Source organism: Mesorhizobium sp. M2A.F.Ca.ET.043.05.1.1 (assembly GCF_003952445.1).
Lineage (GTDB): Bacteria > Pseudomonadota > Alphaproteobacteria > Rhizobiales > Rhizobiaceae > Mesorhizobium.
The window spans coordinates 3,319,031-3,334,699 of the sequence record NZ_CP034446.1 but is presented as its reverse complement, the minus strand read 5'-3'; the positions used below and the strand labels follow the sequence as shown (position 1 = coordinate 3,334,699).

General features: G+C 63.1%; 15 protein-coding genes and 1 pseudogene. 13 read left to right on the top strand and 3 right to left on the bottom strand.

The window, feature by feature from the left end:
* Window positions 1–184: 184 nt before the first annotated feature.
* Window positions 185–1,108 carry an acetamidase/formamidase family protein gene (locus EJ069_RS16425; protein WP_126064762.1) on the top strand — a complete coding sequence of 308 codons (924 nt, stop codon included), beginning with the start codon at window positions 185–187 and terminating at the stop codon, window positions 1,106–1,108.
* Window positions 1,109–1,159: 51 nt separating this feature from the next.
* Here the strand turns inward: EJ069_RS16425 and EJ069_RS16420 are convergent, their stop codons facing one another.
* Window positions 1,160–2,074, bottom strand: a complete 915-nt coding sequence (locus EJ069_RS16420) for an aldose 1-epimerase (protein WP_126062188.1) — start codon at window positions 2,072–2,074, stop codon at window positions 1,160–1,162.
* A 60-nt stretch (window positions 2,075–2,134) separates the two neighbouring features.
* On the opposite strand from EJ069_RS16420, the gene EJ069_RS16415 reads away from it, so the two are divergent.
* The 11 genes and pseudogenes from EJ069_RS16415 (at window position 2,135) to EJ069_RS16365 (ending at window position 12,303) form a co-directional block, all read left to right on the top strand.
* Window positions 2,135–2,920 carry a FadR/GntR family transcriptional regulator gene (locus EJ069_RS16415; protein WP_126062187.1) on the top strand — a complete coding sequence of 262 codons (786 nt, stop codon included), beginning with the start codon at window positions 2,135–2,137 and terminating at the stop codon, window positions 2,918–2,920.
* Window positions 2,914–4,641 (top strand): IlvD/Edd family dehydratase, encoded by a 1,728-nt coding sequence (locus EJ069_RS16410; protein ID WP_126062186.1) that lies wholly within the window; start codon window positions 2,914–2,916, stop codon window positions 4,639–4,641. The genes EJ069_RS16415 and EJ069_RS16410 overlap by 7 nt, the downstream gene beginning before the upstream one ends.
* Window positions 4,642–4,649: 8 nt before the next feature.
* On the top strand, window positions 4,650–5,429 hold the full coding sequence (locus tag EJ069_RS16405) for an SDR family oxidoreductase (RefSeq protein ID WP_126062185.1): 780 nt from the start codon (window positions 4,650–4,652) through the stop codon (window positions 5,427–5,429).
* A 26-nt stretch (window positions 5,430–5,455) separates the two neighbouring features.
* The gene (araD1, locus tag EJ069_RS16400; RefSeq protein ID WP_126062184.1) at window positions 5,456–6,454 is read left to right on the top strand and encodes an AraD1 family protein; all 999 of its coding nucleotides are present in this window, start codon (window positions 5,456–5,458) and stop codon (window positions 6,452–6,454) included.
* A 52-nt stretch (window positions 6,455–6,506) separates the two neighbouring features.
* A complete protein-coding gene (locus EJ069_RS16395) occupies window positions 6,507–7,532 on the top strand; it encodes an ABC transporter substrate-binding protein (RefSeq protein WP_126062183.1) in 1,026 nt (341 codons plus the stop codon).
* 77 nt (window positions 7,533–7,609) lie between these two features.
* Window positions 7,610–8,710, top strand: coding sequence for an ABC transporter ATP-binding protein (locus EJ069_RS16390; RefSeq protein WP_126062182.1), 1,101 nt, complete (start codon window positions 7,610–7,612; stop codon window positions 8,708–8,710).
* A complete protein-coding gene (locus tag EJ069_RS16385) occupies window positions 8,707–9,579 on the top strand; it encodes an ABC transporter permease (RefSeq protein WP_126062181.1) in 873 nt (290 codons plus the stop codon). The genes EJ069_RS16390 and EJ069_RS16385 overlap by 4 nt, the downstream gene beginning before the upstream one ends.
* Window positions 9,576–10,376 carry an ABC transporter permease gene (locus EJ069_RS16380; RefSeq protein ID WP_126062180.1) on the top strand — a complete coding sequence of 267 codons (801 nt, stop codon included), beginning with the start codon at window positions 9,576–9,578 and terminating at the stop codon, window positions 10,374–10,376. The genes EJ069_RS16385 and EJ069_RS16380 overlap by 4 nt, the downstream gene beginning before the upstream one ends.
* Before the next feature lie 528 nt (window positions 10,377–10,904).
* Window positions 10,905–11,753, top strand: a complete 849-nt coding sequence (locus EJ069_RS16375) for a tyrosine-type recombinase/integrase (protein WP_189476502.1) — start codon at window positions 10,905–10,907, stop codon at window positions 11,751–11,753.
* A gap of 4 nt (window positions 11,754–11,757) precedes the next feature.
* Window positions 11,758–12,071: pseudogene (locus EJ069_RS16370) on the top strand (transposase zinc-binding domain-containing protein); the annotation flags it as partial.
* 13 nt (window positions 12,072–12,084) lie between these two features.
* Window positions 12,085–12,303: a transposase gene (locus tag EJ069_RS16365; protein ID WP_189476421.1), complete on the top strand. Its 219-nt coding sequence runs from the start codon at window positions 12,085–12,087 to the stop codon at window positions 12,301–12,303.
* A gap of 69 nt (window positions 12,304–12,372) precedes the next feature.
* Here the strand turns inward: EJ069_RS16365 and EJ069_RS16360 are convergent, their stop codons facing one another.
* Window positions 12,373–13,248 (bottom strand): HNH endonuclease, encoded by an 876-nt coding sequence (locus EJ069_RS16360; protein ID WP_126062177.1) that lies wholly within the window; start codon window positions 13,246–13,248, stop codon window positions 12,373–12,375.
* Window positions 13,249–13,259: 11 nt separating this feature from the next.
* Complete coding sequence (locus tag EJ069_RS16355; RefSeq protein ID WP_245456614.1) at window positions 13,260–14,858, bottom strand: ATP-binding protein; 1,599 nt, start codon at window positions 14,856–14,858, stop codon at window positions 13,260–13,262.
* A gap of 160 nt (window positions 14,859–15,018) precedes the next feature.
* Here EJ069_RS16355 and EJ069_RS16350 point away from each other — a divergent pair, with 160 nt between their 5' ends.
* On the top strand, window positions 15,019–15,303 hold the full coding sequence (locus tag EJ069_RS16350) for a hypothetical protein (protein WP_126062175.1): 285 nt from the start codon (window positions 15,019–15,021) through the stop codon (window positions 15,301–15,303).
* Window positions 15,304–15,669 lie beyond the last annotated feature (366 nt).

Genomic DNA, 15,669 nt, shown 5'->3' with positions numbered 1-15,669 from the left:
CGGCCGGGTGGACAACAACGCCTGTTGGTGGAAAAGGTTTAGGCCGGGCACTGGATTTGTCGGGCTGGCGCCAGGTCCGTCCTGCATCGTGGCGGTCAACTCGCCAATACCAATGGAACGATCGGGCGCCAGGATCTCGATCCGCCCACTTGCCGCGCGGCAACGCCTTCGCTACTGCCATTCCATGGCAACGCACAAGCTCATCAACACCACATGGCACAATGTCCTCGGGACGATCGCGCCGGCGCTCACAATTGCATCCGGCGATGTCGTGATCACGGAGACGCTGGACGCTAGGGGCTTCGACAAGAACGGTGCGCGACCGGCTCATGGCCCAAATCCGATGAACGGCCCGGTCTTCGTGACGGGAGCCGAACCGGGCGATGCGCTCCGCGTCGACATCCTGCGCATGGATCCTATCCGCCCCTCCGGCTGGACGATCTCGTCGCTCGCCGCGAATGTTGTCGATCCCGAGGCTGCTCGCCAATTGCCGGCACGCGAGAGAGCCGACTGGCTGATCGATCTGGAATCGCGAACAGTGAAGTTGCAGGAACCGCCGCCAGGCCTTGAGAACTTCGTTCTGCCGCTCGAACCGATGATCGGCTGCTTTGGCGTGGCACCCGCGATGGGCCAGGCTTTCTCCACCGCGACAAGCGCGGAGAATGGCGGGAACATGGATTATCGTGGCTTTCGGCCCGGCGCGACCGTTTGGTTTCCCGTCGCAGTGGAGGGTGCGCTCTTCTTTGCGGGCGATTGCCATGCAACGCAGGGCGATGGGGAGATCGTCGGAACCGGGATCGAGACCTGTTTTGAAGTGCAGCTACGCTTGAGCGTGGAAAAGAACAGGCAATTGACATGGCCCCGCGGTGAAAACGAAACGCACATTTTCTCGGTCGGCAACGCTCGGCCGCTGGATCAGGCCCTTCAGCATGCGACCACGGACATGCTCAACTGGCTGACCAGCGATTATGGATTGTCCGCTGCCGCCGCATCGCATCTGATGGGACAGGTTGTCCGGTATCACGTCGGAAACGTCTTTGATCCTGCCTACACGATGGTCTGCCTTGTCGAAAAGCGATGGCTTCCGAAACCGGCATCGGTCGGCTGAGAGCGCACGGCCCAAGGTGCGCCAACCGGAACCCGCTGCGGGAGGCATGCATCAGACTGTCTGGGACGGCACGAAGCGCACACTTGCCGAGCGGCTCTCGCCAGGCGCGAGCACCATGCAGCCTGTGTCTTCGTCCAGCCGATTGAAGGCGTCGGTGATGTTGGAGACCGGCTCGGCGCAGAAGAACGGCTCGCCTGGTGGTGTGTAGAGCACCAGGAAGTCGAGCGGAGCTTCGGCCTCGATGTCCAGCAGCCGTTCCTCATCCGGCCAGGTGATGCGGGCACGGCGTGTCCATCCGGTGAAGACGGTGTCGAATGCGGCCTCGGCGACGTCGAATCCCGTTGTCGGATTGGCGCCCGCGGGCGGCGAAACATGGCGCGTCGGCAGAACCTCGGCGTCGGTTTCCCACATCCCGGTGACATCGGCCTGGATATGCGTCCACGGCGTGGCCGGAAAATAGGGATGAAGCCCGAACCCGGCCGGCATGGGCGTATCCGAGAGGTTGCGCAGCGAGATCCGGATGCTCAGGCAGCCCCGTACGAGTCCGATCCTCTGCTCTGCCTCGTAGCTCCAGGGCCAGGAATCGGCATCGTGGCGATAGCGCAGGATCGCCCTGGCTTGCTGGTGTCCGGCCAGCTTCCACGACCGTCGCCAGCCGTGGCCGTGCTCATAATGCGGGTCGTCTGGTCGCGTCGGCAACTCGATGGTTCGGCCGGCGAAGCTGAAGCGGCCGCCCCTTACGCGATTGGAGTAGGGGACGAGCGGAAAGCAGGCCATCGCGCTCGCGTCGTTGCTGCCGAGCGCGGCGGGCAGGGCGGGACGTAGCCAGTCGACGGCATGCCCATTTTTCCGCCAGCGATATGACACCAGCGCGCCGCCGGCGGCCGGGGCGATCTCGACCGCCGCCAGACCGTCGGTGATCGTGACCAGGCCGTCCGCGCCTCTTGTCTTAAAATTTTCGTCCATCCTCTCTCCGGCGGCTTGACTCTCATCCATGGCTGGATAAAGACATATCATATGAATAGTATGAAGAATACAAAATCCTTCAGCACCGCACGCACGTCGCGGGTCGTCGCGGCGGTCGCCAGCGGTTCGACGGCGCTGCATGCGACGGTCGTCGAGCAGATCGGGCTGCGCATCGTCCAGGGCGATTTCCTGCCGGGCGAGGCACTCCCCAACGCCGATGATTCCAGTGAGATGCTGGGCGTCAGCCGCACCGTGCTGCGCGAGGCCATCAAGGTTCTGGCGGGCAAGGGGCTGGTAGAGTCGCGGCCGAAGACCGGCACCCGGGTGCGCCCACGCTCCGACTGGAATTTCCTCGATCCGGACGTCCTTTCATGGCGCTACGCGGCGGGCGTCAGCGCCGAGGATGTCACGGCCCTTTTCGAGCTGCGCCGGGCGATCGAGCCGATGTCGGCCGCGCTTGCGGCCAAGCGCGCGACGCCGGCGCAGCTTGCCGATCTCAACGCCGCTCTCGCCGAAATGGAGGCCGTGGGCGACGACGGCGACCGCTTTGCCAAGCCCGACCTCATCTTCCATCAGACCATCCTGCGCATGACGGGCAACGAGCTGATCGGCTCGCTGGCGGCGCTGGTGGAAACGGCCCTGGTGATGAGCTTCCGTCTCTCCAACGACAATCCGGAGGGGCAGCGCCACTCGCTGCCGCTGCATCGCGAGGTGGCCGAGAAGATCGCCGCCGGCGATGGAAGCGGCGCGCAGCAGGCGCTTCTCGTCCTCATCGACAATGCCGAGGAAGACGTTCGCCGCAGCGTCGAGAACCGCAACAGGCGCCGTAAGGAGCAGAGATCGTGAGCGAAAGACGAAAGCTGCGGTCGACAGCCTGGTTCGGCGGTGAAGGCAAGAACGCCTTCATGCACCGCAGCTGGATGAAGAACCAGGGCATTCCGGACGATGCGTTCGACGGCCGCCCGGTGATCGGCATCTGCAACACCTGGTCGGAACTGACCCCGTGCAACGGGCATTTGCGGGCGCTCGCCGATCAGGTCAAGCGCGGCGTCTATGAGGCCGGCGGCCTGCCGGTCGAATTTCCCGTGACATCGCTCGGCGAAAGCAACATGCGCCCGACCGCGATGCTGTTCCGCAATCTGGCGAGCATGGACGTCGAAGAGTCCATTCGCGGCAACCCCATCGACGGCGTCGTGCTCATGGTCGGCTGCGACAAGACCACGCCGTCGCTGCTGATGGGGGCGGCGTCGTGCAACCTGCCGACCATCGCCGTGTCGGGCGGCCCGATGCTGAACGGCAAGTTCCGCGGCCAGGACATCGGCTCCGGCACCCATGTCTGGAAATTCGCCGAGGACGTGAAGGCGGGGCGCATGAAGGTCGAGGACTTCCTCGCCGCCGAGCAGGGCCAGAGCCGCTCGGCCGGCAGCTGCATGACCATGGGCACCGCGTCCACAATGGCCAGCATGGTCGAGGCGCTTGGCATCGGCATGCCGGACAATGCCGCCATACCTGCGGTCGACTCGCGCCGTGGCGTGCTGGCGCAGCTTGCCGGACGGCAGATCGTCGACCTTGTGCTCCGGGACGTGACGATATCGCAAATCCTCACCCGACAGGCCTTCGAGAACGCCATCCGCGTCAACGGCGCCATCGGCGGATCGACCAACGCCGTGCTGCACCTCATTGCGATCGCGCATCGCGTCGGCGTCGATCTCAGCCTCGACGACTGGGATCGCCTCGGCCGCGATGTGCCGACCATCGTCGACCTGATGCCGTCGGGCCGATTCCTGATGGAAGATTTCTACTACGCCGGGGGGCTGGCTGCGGTCATGGCGTCGCTGGATGGGGCGGGGTTTCTCCATCGCGACGCCATGACCGTCAGCGGAAAGACGATCGGCGAGCTGGTCGACGGCGCGCCGAACTACAACAGCGAGGTCATCCGGCCGCTCGACCGGCCGCTGACCAGGGAAGGCGGCATATCGGTGCTGCGCGGCAACCTTGCGCCCGACGGCGCCGTCATAAAGCCCTCGGCGGCGACGCCGGCGCTGATGCAGCACCGGGGCAGGGCGGTGGTCTTCGAGAATATCGAGCACTACTACGCCCGCATCGACGACCCGGACCTCGACATCGACGCCTCGTCGGTGATGGTGCTCAAGAATTGCGGGCCGCGCGGCTATCCGGGCATGGCTGAGGTCGGCAACATGCCGCTGCCGGCCAAGCTCCTGAAACAGGGTGTTTCCGACATGGTCCGCATCTCCGATGCGCGCATGAGCGGCACCGCCTACGGCACCGTGGTCCTGCATGTTGCTCCCGAGGCTGCAGCGGGTGGCGCGCTTGCCCTGGTTCGCGACGGCGATCTCATCGATCTCGACGTGGCCGGCAGGCGCCTCGAGCTGCTGGTTTCCGACGAGGAGCTTGCCGCGCGCCGCCGCGACTGGAAGCCGCCGGCGCCACCCGAGGGCGGCTACCAGAGCCTCTATGTCGAGCGCGTCCTGCAGGCCGATCGGGGCTGCGATTTCGATTTCCTTGTCGGGCGCCGCGATGCCGGCATCCCCCGCCATTCGCATTAGGTGCCGCAATGAGCGACGAGACCGGGAGCTACGCGATCTACCCCAGCCTGCGGGGCCGCAGCGTCTTCATAACCGGCGGCGGCAGCGGCATCGGCGAAAGCCTCGTGCGCCATTTCTGCGCGCAGGGCAGCCGCGTCGCCTTCGTCGACATGGCGGTGGAGCCTTCCCGACAGCTGGTGGCGGCGGTCGCGGCGCAAGGCCATCCCGAACCGCTGTTCATTCCCTGCGACCTGCGCAATGTCGAGGCCCTGCAGGCGGCGGTCGAGCAGGCGGGGGAACGCAACGGCCCCATCCAGGCTCTCTGCAACAATGCCGGCAATGACGACCGCCACCAGACCGCCGATGTCAGCGTCGCCTATTGGGATGACCGCATGGCCGTCAACCTGCGCCACCAGTTCTTCGCCGCGCAGGCCGTGCGCCCGCAGATGAAGGCCCTTGGCGGCGGCTCGATCATCAATTTCGGCTCGATCACCTGGATGGTCGGCGATCCGGATTGTCCCGCCTATGTGACGGCGAAGGCGGCCGTCTACGGCATGACGCGGGCGCTTGCCCGCGAACTCGGCCCCGAGCGCATCCGCGTCAACTGCATGGTGCCGGGCTGGGTGATGACGGAGCGCCAGATGCGGCTGTGGCTGACGCCGGCCGGCGAGCGCCAGATCGAGGAAAGGCAGTGCCTGCCCGACCGGCTGCAGCCTTCCGACATTGCGCGCATGGCGCTGTTTCTAGCCGCCGATGACAGCCGCATGTGCTCGAGCCAGCAATTCATCGTCGATGGCGGCTGGGTGTGACCCGGCGAGAAGGAAAAGGTAGGTTCATGCGTCTTGTTCAGTTCTACTTGCCCGATGGCAGCCGCCACGTGGGCCGCGTCAGCGCCGACGGCGATCAGCTCCACATCCTTCTCGGCACCAACACGGTTCTCGAACTTGCCACTGCGGCTATTGCCGAGGGCAGGTCCATCGCGTCGCTCGTCGAGGAGCGGACCGGCGGCGAGAAAGTCGATTACGACCAGCTGCTGCGCGAAGGCCGGGTTCTCGCTCCGGTCGATCATCCGGAGCCGGCGCGTTTCCTCATCACCGGCACCGGCCTGACGCACACGGGAAGCGCTGCCGCGCGCGACAAGATGCATGTGCTGACCCATGGCGAGGATGCCGCCGAATCCGACTCGCTGAAGATCTTTCGCATGGGACTGGAGGGTGGCAAACCCGCGCCGGGAGAGCTGGGCGTCCAGCCGGAATGGTTCTTCAAGGGCGTCGGCACCTGCGTCGTCCCGCCTGGTGCCGCGCTGCCGCTGCCGGCCTTCGCCAAGGCGGGTGCCGAGGAAGCTGAGATCGTCGGCCTCTACCTCAACGGACCGGACGGCCGCCCCTATCGCATCGGCTACGCGCTAGGCAACGAGTATTCCGACCACGTGACCGAGGCCGAGAACTATCTCTATCTCGCGCACTCGAAGCTCCGCTCCTGCTCGATCGGTCCCGAGTTGCTGATCGGCGAGCTGCCGCCGGAGGTGCGCGGGCATTCCCGCATCCGGCGGGACGGCGCCGTCATCTGGGAACAGGAATTCCTCTCCGGCGAGACGCACATGTCGCACTCGATCGCCAATCTCGAGCACTACCATTTCCGCTACCCGATGCACCGCCGGCCAGGCGATCTGCATGCCTATTTCTTCGGCGCGGCGGTGATGAGCTACGCCTCCGGCATCAAGACGGCGCCGGGCGACGAATACGAGATCCAGGCGCCGGAATTCGGCAAGCCGTTGCGCAACCGGATGCAGGCGGTGCCGGACGAGGGGCTGGTGGCCGTCACCCCGCTGTGACGGCAAGACCCGCGGACTGAGATCATCACAAACAACAAATGGGAGAATGATCATGCTATTGAAGAGACTGCTTCTAGGGATAGCGGGTGTCGGCCTCGGCATCGGCCTGATGGCGTCGTCGGCGCTCGCGGCGAACCTGCGCGTGCTGGCTTGGGATGGCTATGCAGACGCCGATTGGGTCAAGGACTTCACCGCCGAAACCGGCATCGGCGTCGATGTCGTCTTCATCGGCAGCGACGACGAGATCTGGGCCAAGATCAAGGGCAGCGAGGGGCAGGACTTCGATGTCTTCGCCGTCAACACCGCGCAGCTGCAGCGCTACATCAAGGCCGACCTCGTCACGCCGATCGACCTGTCGAAGCTTCCCAACCAGAAGGACACGCTGCCGCGCTTCCGCGACATCACCAAGGTCAGCGGCGACACCAAGGACGGCAAGGTCTACGGCATCCCGTTCTGCTTCGATTCCATCGGCCTGATCTACGACACCGACAAGGTGAAGCCGGCGCCGACATCGATGTCCGTGCTGTGGGATCCGGCTTACAAGGGCAAGGTGCTGGCCTATGACAATGGCGAGCACAATTTCTCCTTCACCGCGCTGACGCTGGGCTACAAGGACCCGTTCAACCTCAGCGCCGAGCAGATGGCGGCGGTCAAGGCCAAGCTGGTCGAGCTGAAGGGCAATGTGCTCAGCTTCTACACCACCGCCGACGAGGCCCAGCAGATCTACCAGAACAACTACGTCGCCCTGATCTGGGCCAATTACGGCCAGCAGCAGGTCAAGGCCTTGCAGAAGATCGGCGCCCACGTCGCCTACATCAATCCGAGCGAAGGCGCGCTCGCCTGGCTCGACAACTGGGTCATCTCGAAGGGCGTTCGCGACAAGGACGCGGCCGAGAAGTGGATCGACTTCATGCTGAGCAAGAAGGTGAGCGGCGCCTTGTCCGAGCGCACCGGCTTCGGCAACACCGTGGTCGAGTCGAGCAGTGCCGGCGGCAACGACAAGCTGGTCTGGCTCAACAATGTCGAGGACCCGACCAAGCGCTCCGACCTGTGGAACGAGATCAAGGCGGCGCCTTGAGCCGCCCTCGCCATGCTTGAGGACCTGGCGGTCCGGGCCGGGCCGGACCGCCGACACGCTATTCTTGAAAGTCAGCCATGAACCAGACCAGCGACCTTCTCACGCTGCGCTCAGTCTCGAAGTCCTATGGCACGGTTCCCGTGCTCCACGACATCGACCTTGCGATCCGCGACGGCGAGTTCTTGACCGTGCTGGGACCGTCAGGTTCGGGCAAGACCACGGTGCTCAGGCTGATCGGCGGCCTGGAGCCGCTGACTTCGGGCGAGATCCGCCTCGACGGCCGGGACATCAGCGGCATGCCGATCAACCGGCGGCCCTTCAACACCGTGTTCCAGGACTATGCGCTGTTCCCGCATCTTACCGTCGCCGGCAATGTCGGCTACGGCCTGTCGGTCCGCCACGTGGCGCGCAAGGAGATCGCGCGCCGCGTCGCCGAGGCCCTGGAATTGGTCCAGCTCGGGCGGTTCGCCGACCGCTTTCCAGCCCAGCTTTCCGGCGGCCAGCGGCAGCGCGTGGCGCTCGCCCGCGCCCTGATCTGCCGGCCCCGGCTCGTCCTGCTCGACGAGCCACTCGCGGCTCTCGACCTCGAGCTGCGCCGGCAGATGCAGGAGTTCCTGAAATCCATCCAGCGCGAGGTCAAGACCACCTTCCTGTTCGTCACCCACGACCAGGAGGAAGCCATCGGCATGGCCGACCGGATCTGCGTCATGCAGGCCGGCCATATCCGCCAGCTCGGCAGCCCGCACGAGCTCTATTACAAGCCGAACTGCGAGTTCGTGGCGCGGTTCTTCGGCGAGAACAATCTCGTGGCAGGCACGCTGGGTGAGACGCAGGGCGAATTCCGCGCGATCGAGACGGCGCTCGGCCGGCTGGTCTGTTCGGTCGCCGGCCAGCCGCATCTCAAGGCCGCCGCGACCGGCGCCAGCGGCTTCGCCGCCTTCCGCCCCGAAGCGCTGCGCCTTGCCGGCGATGGCGACGCCGGCAATCGTCTTTCCGGCACCGTCGCCGATCTTGCCTTTGCCGGCTCCTCGACGGTCGCCACCATCACGGCCGGCGGCGATGCCGCGCAGCGCCTCAGGCTGCGCTTTCCAAGCCGGGTGGAGGGCAGCGCGCTCAGGACCGGCGAGACGGTGGCGCTTTCCTTCGCCCCACACGAAGGCCATCTGGTGCTGGCATGAAGAGCGCTGGCCTGGCGCGTCCCGTCGCCATCCGCTCGTCGCCGCTGGTCACCGCGTTTGCCTTCGCGCTGCCGGTGGTGTTCGTCCTGGTGCCGCTGGCGATCTTCCTCGTCTACAGCTTCTTCAGCGTCGACCAGGGCCAGATCGTCTACGCGCCGACGCTTGCCAACTATCTCCGCTTCTTCACCGATCCCGTCTTCCTCCCGGTGTTCTGGCGCACCATCGTGCTCTGCCTCTCGGTGGCGGTGATCTCGATCCTGCTCGCCTATCCGACAGCCTATTTCCTGACCACGCTGCGCGGCCGCTGGCGTTACGCCCTGCTGATGCTGCTCATGGTGCCGCTCTTGATGAGCTACGTCATCAAGATCTACGCGATCCGCAGCATTCTCGGCCTCAATGGTTTTCTCAACAAGGCGCTGGTCGGACTTGGCATTCTCGCCGAGCCGTCGAACCTCTTCGTCTTCAACATGAACGCCATCCTGCTCACGCTGACGCTGCTTTTGATCCCCTTCGCGATCCTGCCGATCTTCCTGGCGCTCGAGCGCATCCCGCAGGTGCTCTTGCGCGCCTCCGACGATCTCGGCGCAAGCAGCCTGCAGACGTTCCTGCGCATCACCTTGCCGCTTTCCCTGTCCGGCGTCGCCTCGGCGGCGAGCTTTGTCTTCGTGCTGGCGATCGGCGATTTCCTGACGCCGCAGATGGTCGGCGGCATCAGCGGCTTCACCTTCGGTCGCATCCTCTACAGCCAGTTCGGCACTGCCTATAACTGGCCCTTCGGCGCCGCTCTGTCGGTGGCGCTGGCCGTCGTGGTGATCGTCGCGATCCTTCTCGGCGAGCGCTTCGGGCGCAATCGGGGGGCCTCGCTTTGATCGCCACGCCGCGCCTCTCCACCATCCTTCTCGCCGCGATAACCGTCCTGATCGCGGCGCTGCTCTACAGCCCGCTTTTCGTGCCCATCGCGTCGTCCTTCTTTCCCGTGGCGCGTGGCGAGGTCGACTGGTCGTCACCGACGGTCGAGACCTATGTCGCATTGGCTGGGAATCACGAGATTCTTTCCGCCCTTCGCACCACGCTCGTCGTCGGCGTCTGCACGGTCGTCCTCTCCGTCGTCAGCGGCACATTGCTGGCCCTCTATTATCATGGCCGCCGCGCCGGCCGCTCGCTGCTGCAGTTCATCGTCTTCCTGCCGTTCCTGATGCCGCCCATCATCAGCGGCCTGGCGCTGCTGATCTTCTTCCGTGAGATCGGGCTCGAACGCTCGCTGCTGACGGTCGTCATAGGCCATACGGTCTTCGTGCTCGCCATCGTCTACCGCACGGTGCTGACGCGCCTGCAGTCGATGAGCCGCACGCTGGTCGAGGCCTCCTACGACCTCGGCGCGACCAAATGGCAGACGTTCTGGCGCGTCATCCTACCCAACCTGTCGAGCGCGATGGTCGGCGGCGCCATCCTGGCTTTCGCTCTGTCATTCGACGAGACCATGATCACCATTCTGGTCACCGGCACCCAGACGACGCTGCCGGTACGGCTGTGGGCGATGATGCGACTGGGTTTCTCGCCGGATATCAACGCGCTGGTGGCGCTGATCCTGATGTTCACCGTCTTGCTCTGCGCCCTTGCGGCCAGGTTCCTCGTTCCGAAGCAGATCGCCACACAGCGCAGTTGAAACGGGTCGACGCGTTTGGGCGACGCCCGGGGCGGAAGCCGGCCGGCTGTGCGAGGGATGGCTGGGGCGCCAGGATCCTGGATTTTCATTTTCCTATCCGAATTAAGGGTATAAAATCAGTCACATAGCATTGCGGCTGAATTGCAGTCAAAGGTCTACTGGGGCAGCCATTTGTTACGGAATATGGTCCCCGAAGAAAGATGGGCGAGCCGTGTCAGCGTTCAATGGACGTTATCCTTACGTCGACGGGATAGGTCGAGCTAACCGGGAGTGGCCAGATATGACCCGCTTCCGGCATGATCGGTGCGTTCAGCTTCCTGCAAAAAACAGTCCAGCGTCTTAATGGCAGCTTTGCGCCGCATGCACTAACCCGCTTCGCGGGAGGGGCGCCTAGTTCTGAGATGGCGTGACAGGCATTGGTCTTGAGCGGGTAGAAGCTGCGATCTGACAATGGAGTTCCTTCAACGAGAGGAACTTGCCGTGGATACTCTGTCGACCGATGCACCGATCACGCCACTTCGCCAGCGCATGCAGCAAGACATGCTCATGCGGGGCCTGGGCTCCCATACCCAGCAGGACTATGTTCGTCACGTCCGGCGCTTCGCAGCCTTCCTCCGACGCTCTCCCGATACCGCGACGCCCGAGGACATCCGCCGCTTCCAGTTGTATCAGCATGAGAACGGCGTCGGGCCTGCGACCATCAACGGCGCCGTCTCGGCGTTGCGGTTCCTGTTCCTGACGCGGCGGGATCTGGCACGTGTGCTGGTCATCATGCGCCATCCACGCAAGCTGCCGGACGTGCTGAGCGTGGAGGAAGCGGCGCGGCTGCTCGAAGCAGCACCTGGCATCAAGTACAAGGCCGCGCTCGGTGTCGCCTATGGCGCTGGCCTGCGCGTGTCGGAGGTCGCGCACCTCAAGGTCGATGATATTGACTCCACACGCATGCTGATCCGCATCGAACAGGGCAAAGGGCGCAAGGATGGCAACGCCATGCTCTCGCCGCAACTCTTGGAACTGCTGCGGCTGTGGTGGCGCGAAGGCAGGCGTCGCGGGGTGACGCTTCCGCATGGCTGGCTGTTCCCGGGGGGCAGTTGCACCGATCCGATCTCGACGCGGCAACTCCATTGCGCGGTTCAGGAAGCCGCCGAAGTCGCCGGCATCCGCAAGCGCGTCAGCCCGCATACGCTGCGGCACAGCTTCGCCACCCACCTGCTCGAGCAGGATGTCGACATCCGCGTCATCCAGGTGCTGCTCGGGCACAGCAAGCTCGAAACGACAGCGCTCCACACCAAGGTCTCGACCCGGACGATCCACGCGGTCAAAGGGCCGCTCGACCGGCTGATGGCGCTGATGGAGGATAAGTCACCTCCCGGCTGAACCGGTGCGCGCGGACCTGGAGGTTGCCGACATCTTCCGTGCTGCTGGGCCTGCCTACCGGGCCACCCATGCAGGGCACCTGAGCCATCATCATCTCAACGTGATGTCAGCGATCGAGAACTGCCGCACCGCAGCCCTTGGCGGGCCTGCGAGGACTGCGGTCAGTGGCGCATCGCCTAGAACAGCAGCCGCAACCGGCACCGGCACTGTCCCAGATGCCAGGGCGCGGCGGCGCGGACCTGGCTTGCCGAGCGGGAAGCCGATCTGCTGCCGGTCGGCTACTTCCATGTCGCCTTCACCCTGCCGGCCGAGGTCGCCGACGTCGCCTTCCATGACGCTCGCCACAGACGAGTTCATCCGCCGGTTCCTGCTCCATGTCCTGCCGCGCGGCTTCCATCGCATCCGCCACTACGGCCTGCTCGCGGCCACGCCTCCCGTCACGAACGATCCTGCGGCGGAATCGGACGACTACCGGCCGCTGCTCAACGGAGAAAAGCACCTCGTGCTCGGCAACCGCGATCATAGGGGGCCAACGGCGGAGCTGGTGTGAGCCAGCATCCACGAGCTAACCGACGTGGCAGTGCACGGCCATCCGCACCCGAGCCTCAATCTGGTGGGCTTAGCCTTCGGTGTCAGCCGTCATGCCCTCAAGTAGCTGGGGATCCATCGGCGCCACTATCGCAAAGCCCCCGTTACAGAAGAGAGCATGATCGGCGAGCGCTTGAAGGAGGACCGGTCGCCAATGATTGCGATGATAGGTCTGTCTTTCCACAGCCGCTTGCGTGAGTAAGAAACGCCGCACCATTTGCGCGCCTTCCCGAAACATCAGGTGAAGATTTACAATGTGGCTCACGAGCACGCCGGATATCTCCTCGCCAAATCTTTCGCTCAGGTTGAGCGTGTTCGCCTGATAGACGAGCCTGTCGTATAAGGCTGGCGGCATGTTGGCGACATTTTGAGCGACAGAGAAATTGGCCACTAAGCCGCCATTCACGATGGCGACGTCGGCACGCACGAAGTCCTCGTCCGGCAAGATATCGAAATACGCGTGAGGGAACAGTCGATTTCCGGCTTCCTCGTCCTTGGCCTTCTTGATGTAATTACAATCGTGACAAAGCGGGACAAGGTTGCGGGAATAAATGGTAAGTGGCTTGTATTTGGACTGAGGAAAAAAGTGATCCAGCTCGCCTGGCTTACTAATTCCACATATCGGGCAATGGCTGACGCCCTTGAATGCTTGTTCTCGGACATGAGGGATTTTTCTCCCCTCGTAGGTGTGTGCATACGCATGCGCCACCGCCTCGTTCAGTTTCTCGACGAGGCCCTGGCCCTTTAGAGAGTTCGAGGGCACCGCGGGTCCTTGGTCATATTCATCGTAGAGCGCCAAAATGGAATCTATCTCGGCGTCACCCGCGGCATAGCCCTGCGGACCGCGGTAGCTGTACGTGATAAGGACCTTCTTAAGGTCGTCTTTCGCGCTTGCGCGAGAGGGCATCGGTAGATTTCTCAATTCGCCCTCTTCTTCGCCGCGAGCTTGGAGAGGACGTAGGCACGAGCCTGGGCGCTCAGGCCTGGATTGAACAGCGCGTCAATTTCTTCAATTTCCTTCACGCCTTTGACCAGAAGATTGAGAACTTCATGAAAATCGGTGCCCGCCACCGTGAGGCCGAAGATGTCGTATGTGAGAACGCCTAGATTCTCGCCAAAGGTTTCAAGGCGCGGCTTCGCGAACTGCATCGCGTCACCACTGCGAGTGACGATGCGGACGTGGCGAGCCAATGTTTCTTGAATAACCACGGCCGAGTGCGTGGCCGCTATGCAGAATGCGTTGGTCTCTTCGAGGATGATGCGTAGAGACTGCATCAAAGCGGCTGCGAGGGGCGGATGCAAGTGGGTCTCCGGCTCGTCGAACAGGACCAAGGACTTTCGTGTGGCGTTTGCGACCAACGACGCGACGACATGCAACGCGATCTTGTGCCCCGTGCTCCAGCCCATGAAGCTTTGGCGGGGATTTTCGTCAAGCAGCTCCACCGGTGCTAATTCGCTGAGCTGCGAAAAAGAAGGGTCGGCGAAGATCGGTTCTAGCGCTGCTTGAAAGAGACTTCTCTTCCCCGTCGTGTTGATCCGTTTGAGCAACGCCTCGAACTCATCCGCGAGCTTGTCGATCGATTTCAAATACGTCTTTCGCTGGTGACCCAATTCGTTTTCCCTAGGCTCTGCGGGCACCCGTCGCGGTTCGTACGCGAGGTTTTCCCGAGCCTCCTCGGCGATGTCACGCAGACCGCAATAGACGAAACGACCTTGCCCCCTCTCGATCTCAAGTGACTGCTGCCGCCTGTCTCGAGCTTCCAAGCCCGGAACGGTGAAGTTGTCGAACGCGCTGTAGGAAACCGTGATGATGCGGAAGAAATTGAGATCAGGGGGCGTCAGCTCTCCCATCGCACGGACGTCACTGCTCGTGCGCGCGTCTTTCGACGCGAAGGCAACGTGAGCCAGCCGGGCCAGAACCGTGCTTTTTCCCGAGCCGTTACGACCGATCAGCGCAACAATCCGCCTTGGAAGCAGAACCTCTTTTCGGCTTGGTCCCACGCGACGATACGGCCCTGGATACATCTGGGGCTCTGGCGCGTTGAAATTTAGGTTGAGCTCGTCGGATGCCTCGCTCGGCCGGAAGGAGAAGGCGGCGGTGATGTCCGGCAATTGCCCCGATGTTTTGTTATATACCGCCGTTGCGTCATCGAGGAACCGCTCCCACTCGGAATTATCGCGGAAAAGCGATGTCTTCCAACCGGGCTCGGTCATGAACTCGACACTGAGTTGCGAGTTCGCGATGACGTCATTCAACGCTGTTACGATTTCATAGCGATCGCTTTGCCGGATATTGGATAGGCGCTCGTAGTAGTCCAGCGACGTCCCAACCGAACAAAACTCTGGACCTAGACGGTCGAATGGATCATCGACTTGCAACGGATCGGCAGCGGCCTGCCCACGTCGTAGGATTTTGACGCCGCCAATGAACACAATCTCCGAACTGTCTTCCTCTGGCTTGTAATAAAGACCGTAGAGAGTTTGGAAACTGTAGTCGTTCCAGTTGTCTTTTTGCAAACCGTACTTTGTATTTATCGATCTAAGTTCAGTTTTTGATGCAGGATATATGCTAAACAACATTGAGGATACCAATCATTTTCCTATTAATCTTATTAATTTCTGGCAAGGCGCCCATATTTCATAGATGCTACACTAACCCATCCAGCCAAACCAGCGTGTGATCCGGGTGCGAGGCACCGATACTGCTCCGGAGATGCTCGTTCGCAAGCTCGTTCATGCAACGGGATATCGCTATCGCCTCCATAGACAGGGGCTCTCCGGAAAACATAACCTCGGTCGCATTCCCGGCTCGCAAGAAGGCCATCTCCTGTATACGGGTGCTATTGACATAACTCGCCGAGGCCTGTCGAAGGCTCAGATTCTCGGAAGACTGCATGAGCATTTGCAAGAATGCCCGTCTGACGCCGCTGCGTCGAGAGCAGATGTCCCGCGACATTGTTAAAGGCCGTCTTTCCAAAGCCGATGTGGCGCGGACATGAAGGTGGTGGCGCGCTGGGGGAGCGCTTCCAGATCGAGGGAAGCGCCGGCATGGTCGACCGTCCTTCGCGAGCCAAGTCAAGTCCGAGGCGAACCGAAGCCGCGGTGGCGGATGTAATCGTGGCTTTGCGCCGCAGCGCCTGACCGGCAAGCACATCGCTCTGCAAACCGGCGTGTCCGAAGCGACGGTGAGCCGGCTGCTGACATGCGCCGGCCTGTCAGGGAGGTGTGATTTTCCGACGCCTGTTCTGTGGGTTGAAGCCGTGGAGAGGAACTGCGGGCTTGATCGCGATCTGTGAGTTGGCGGATTCTATATCGTGAGGACATGGAA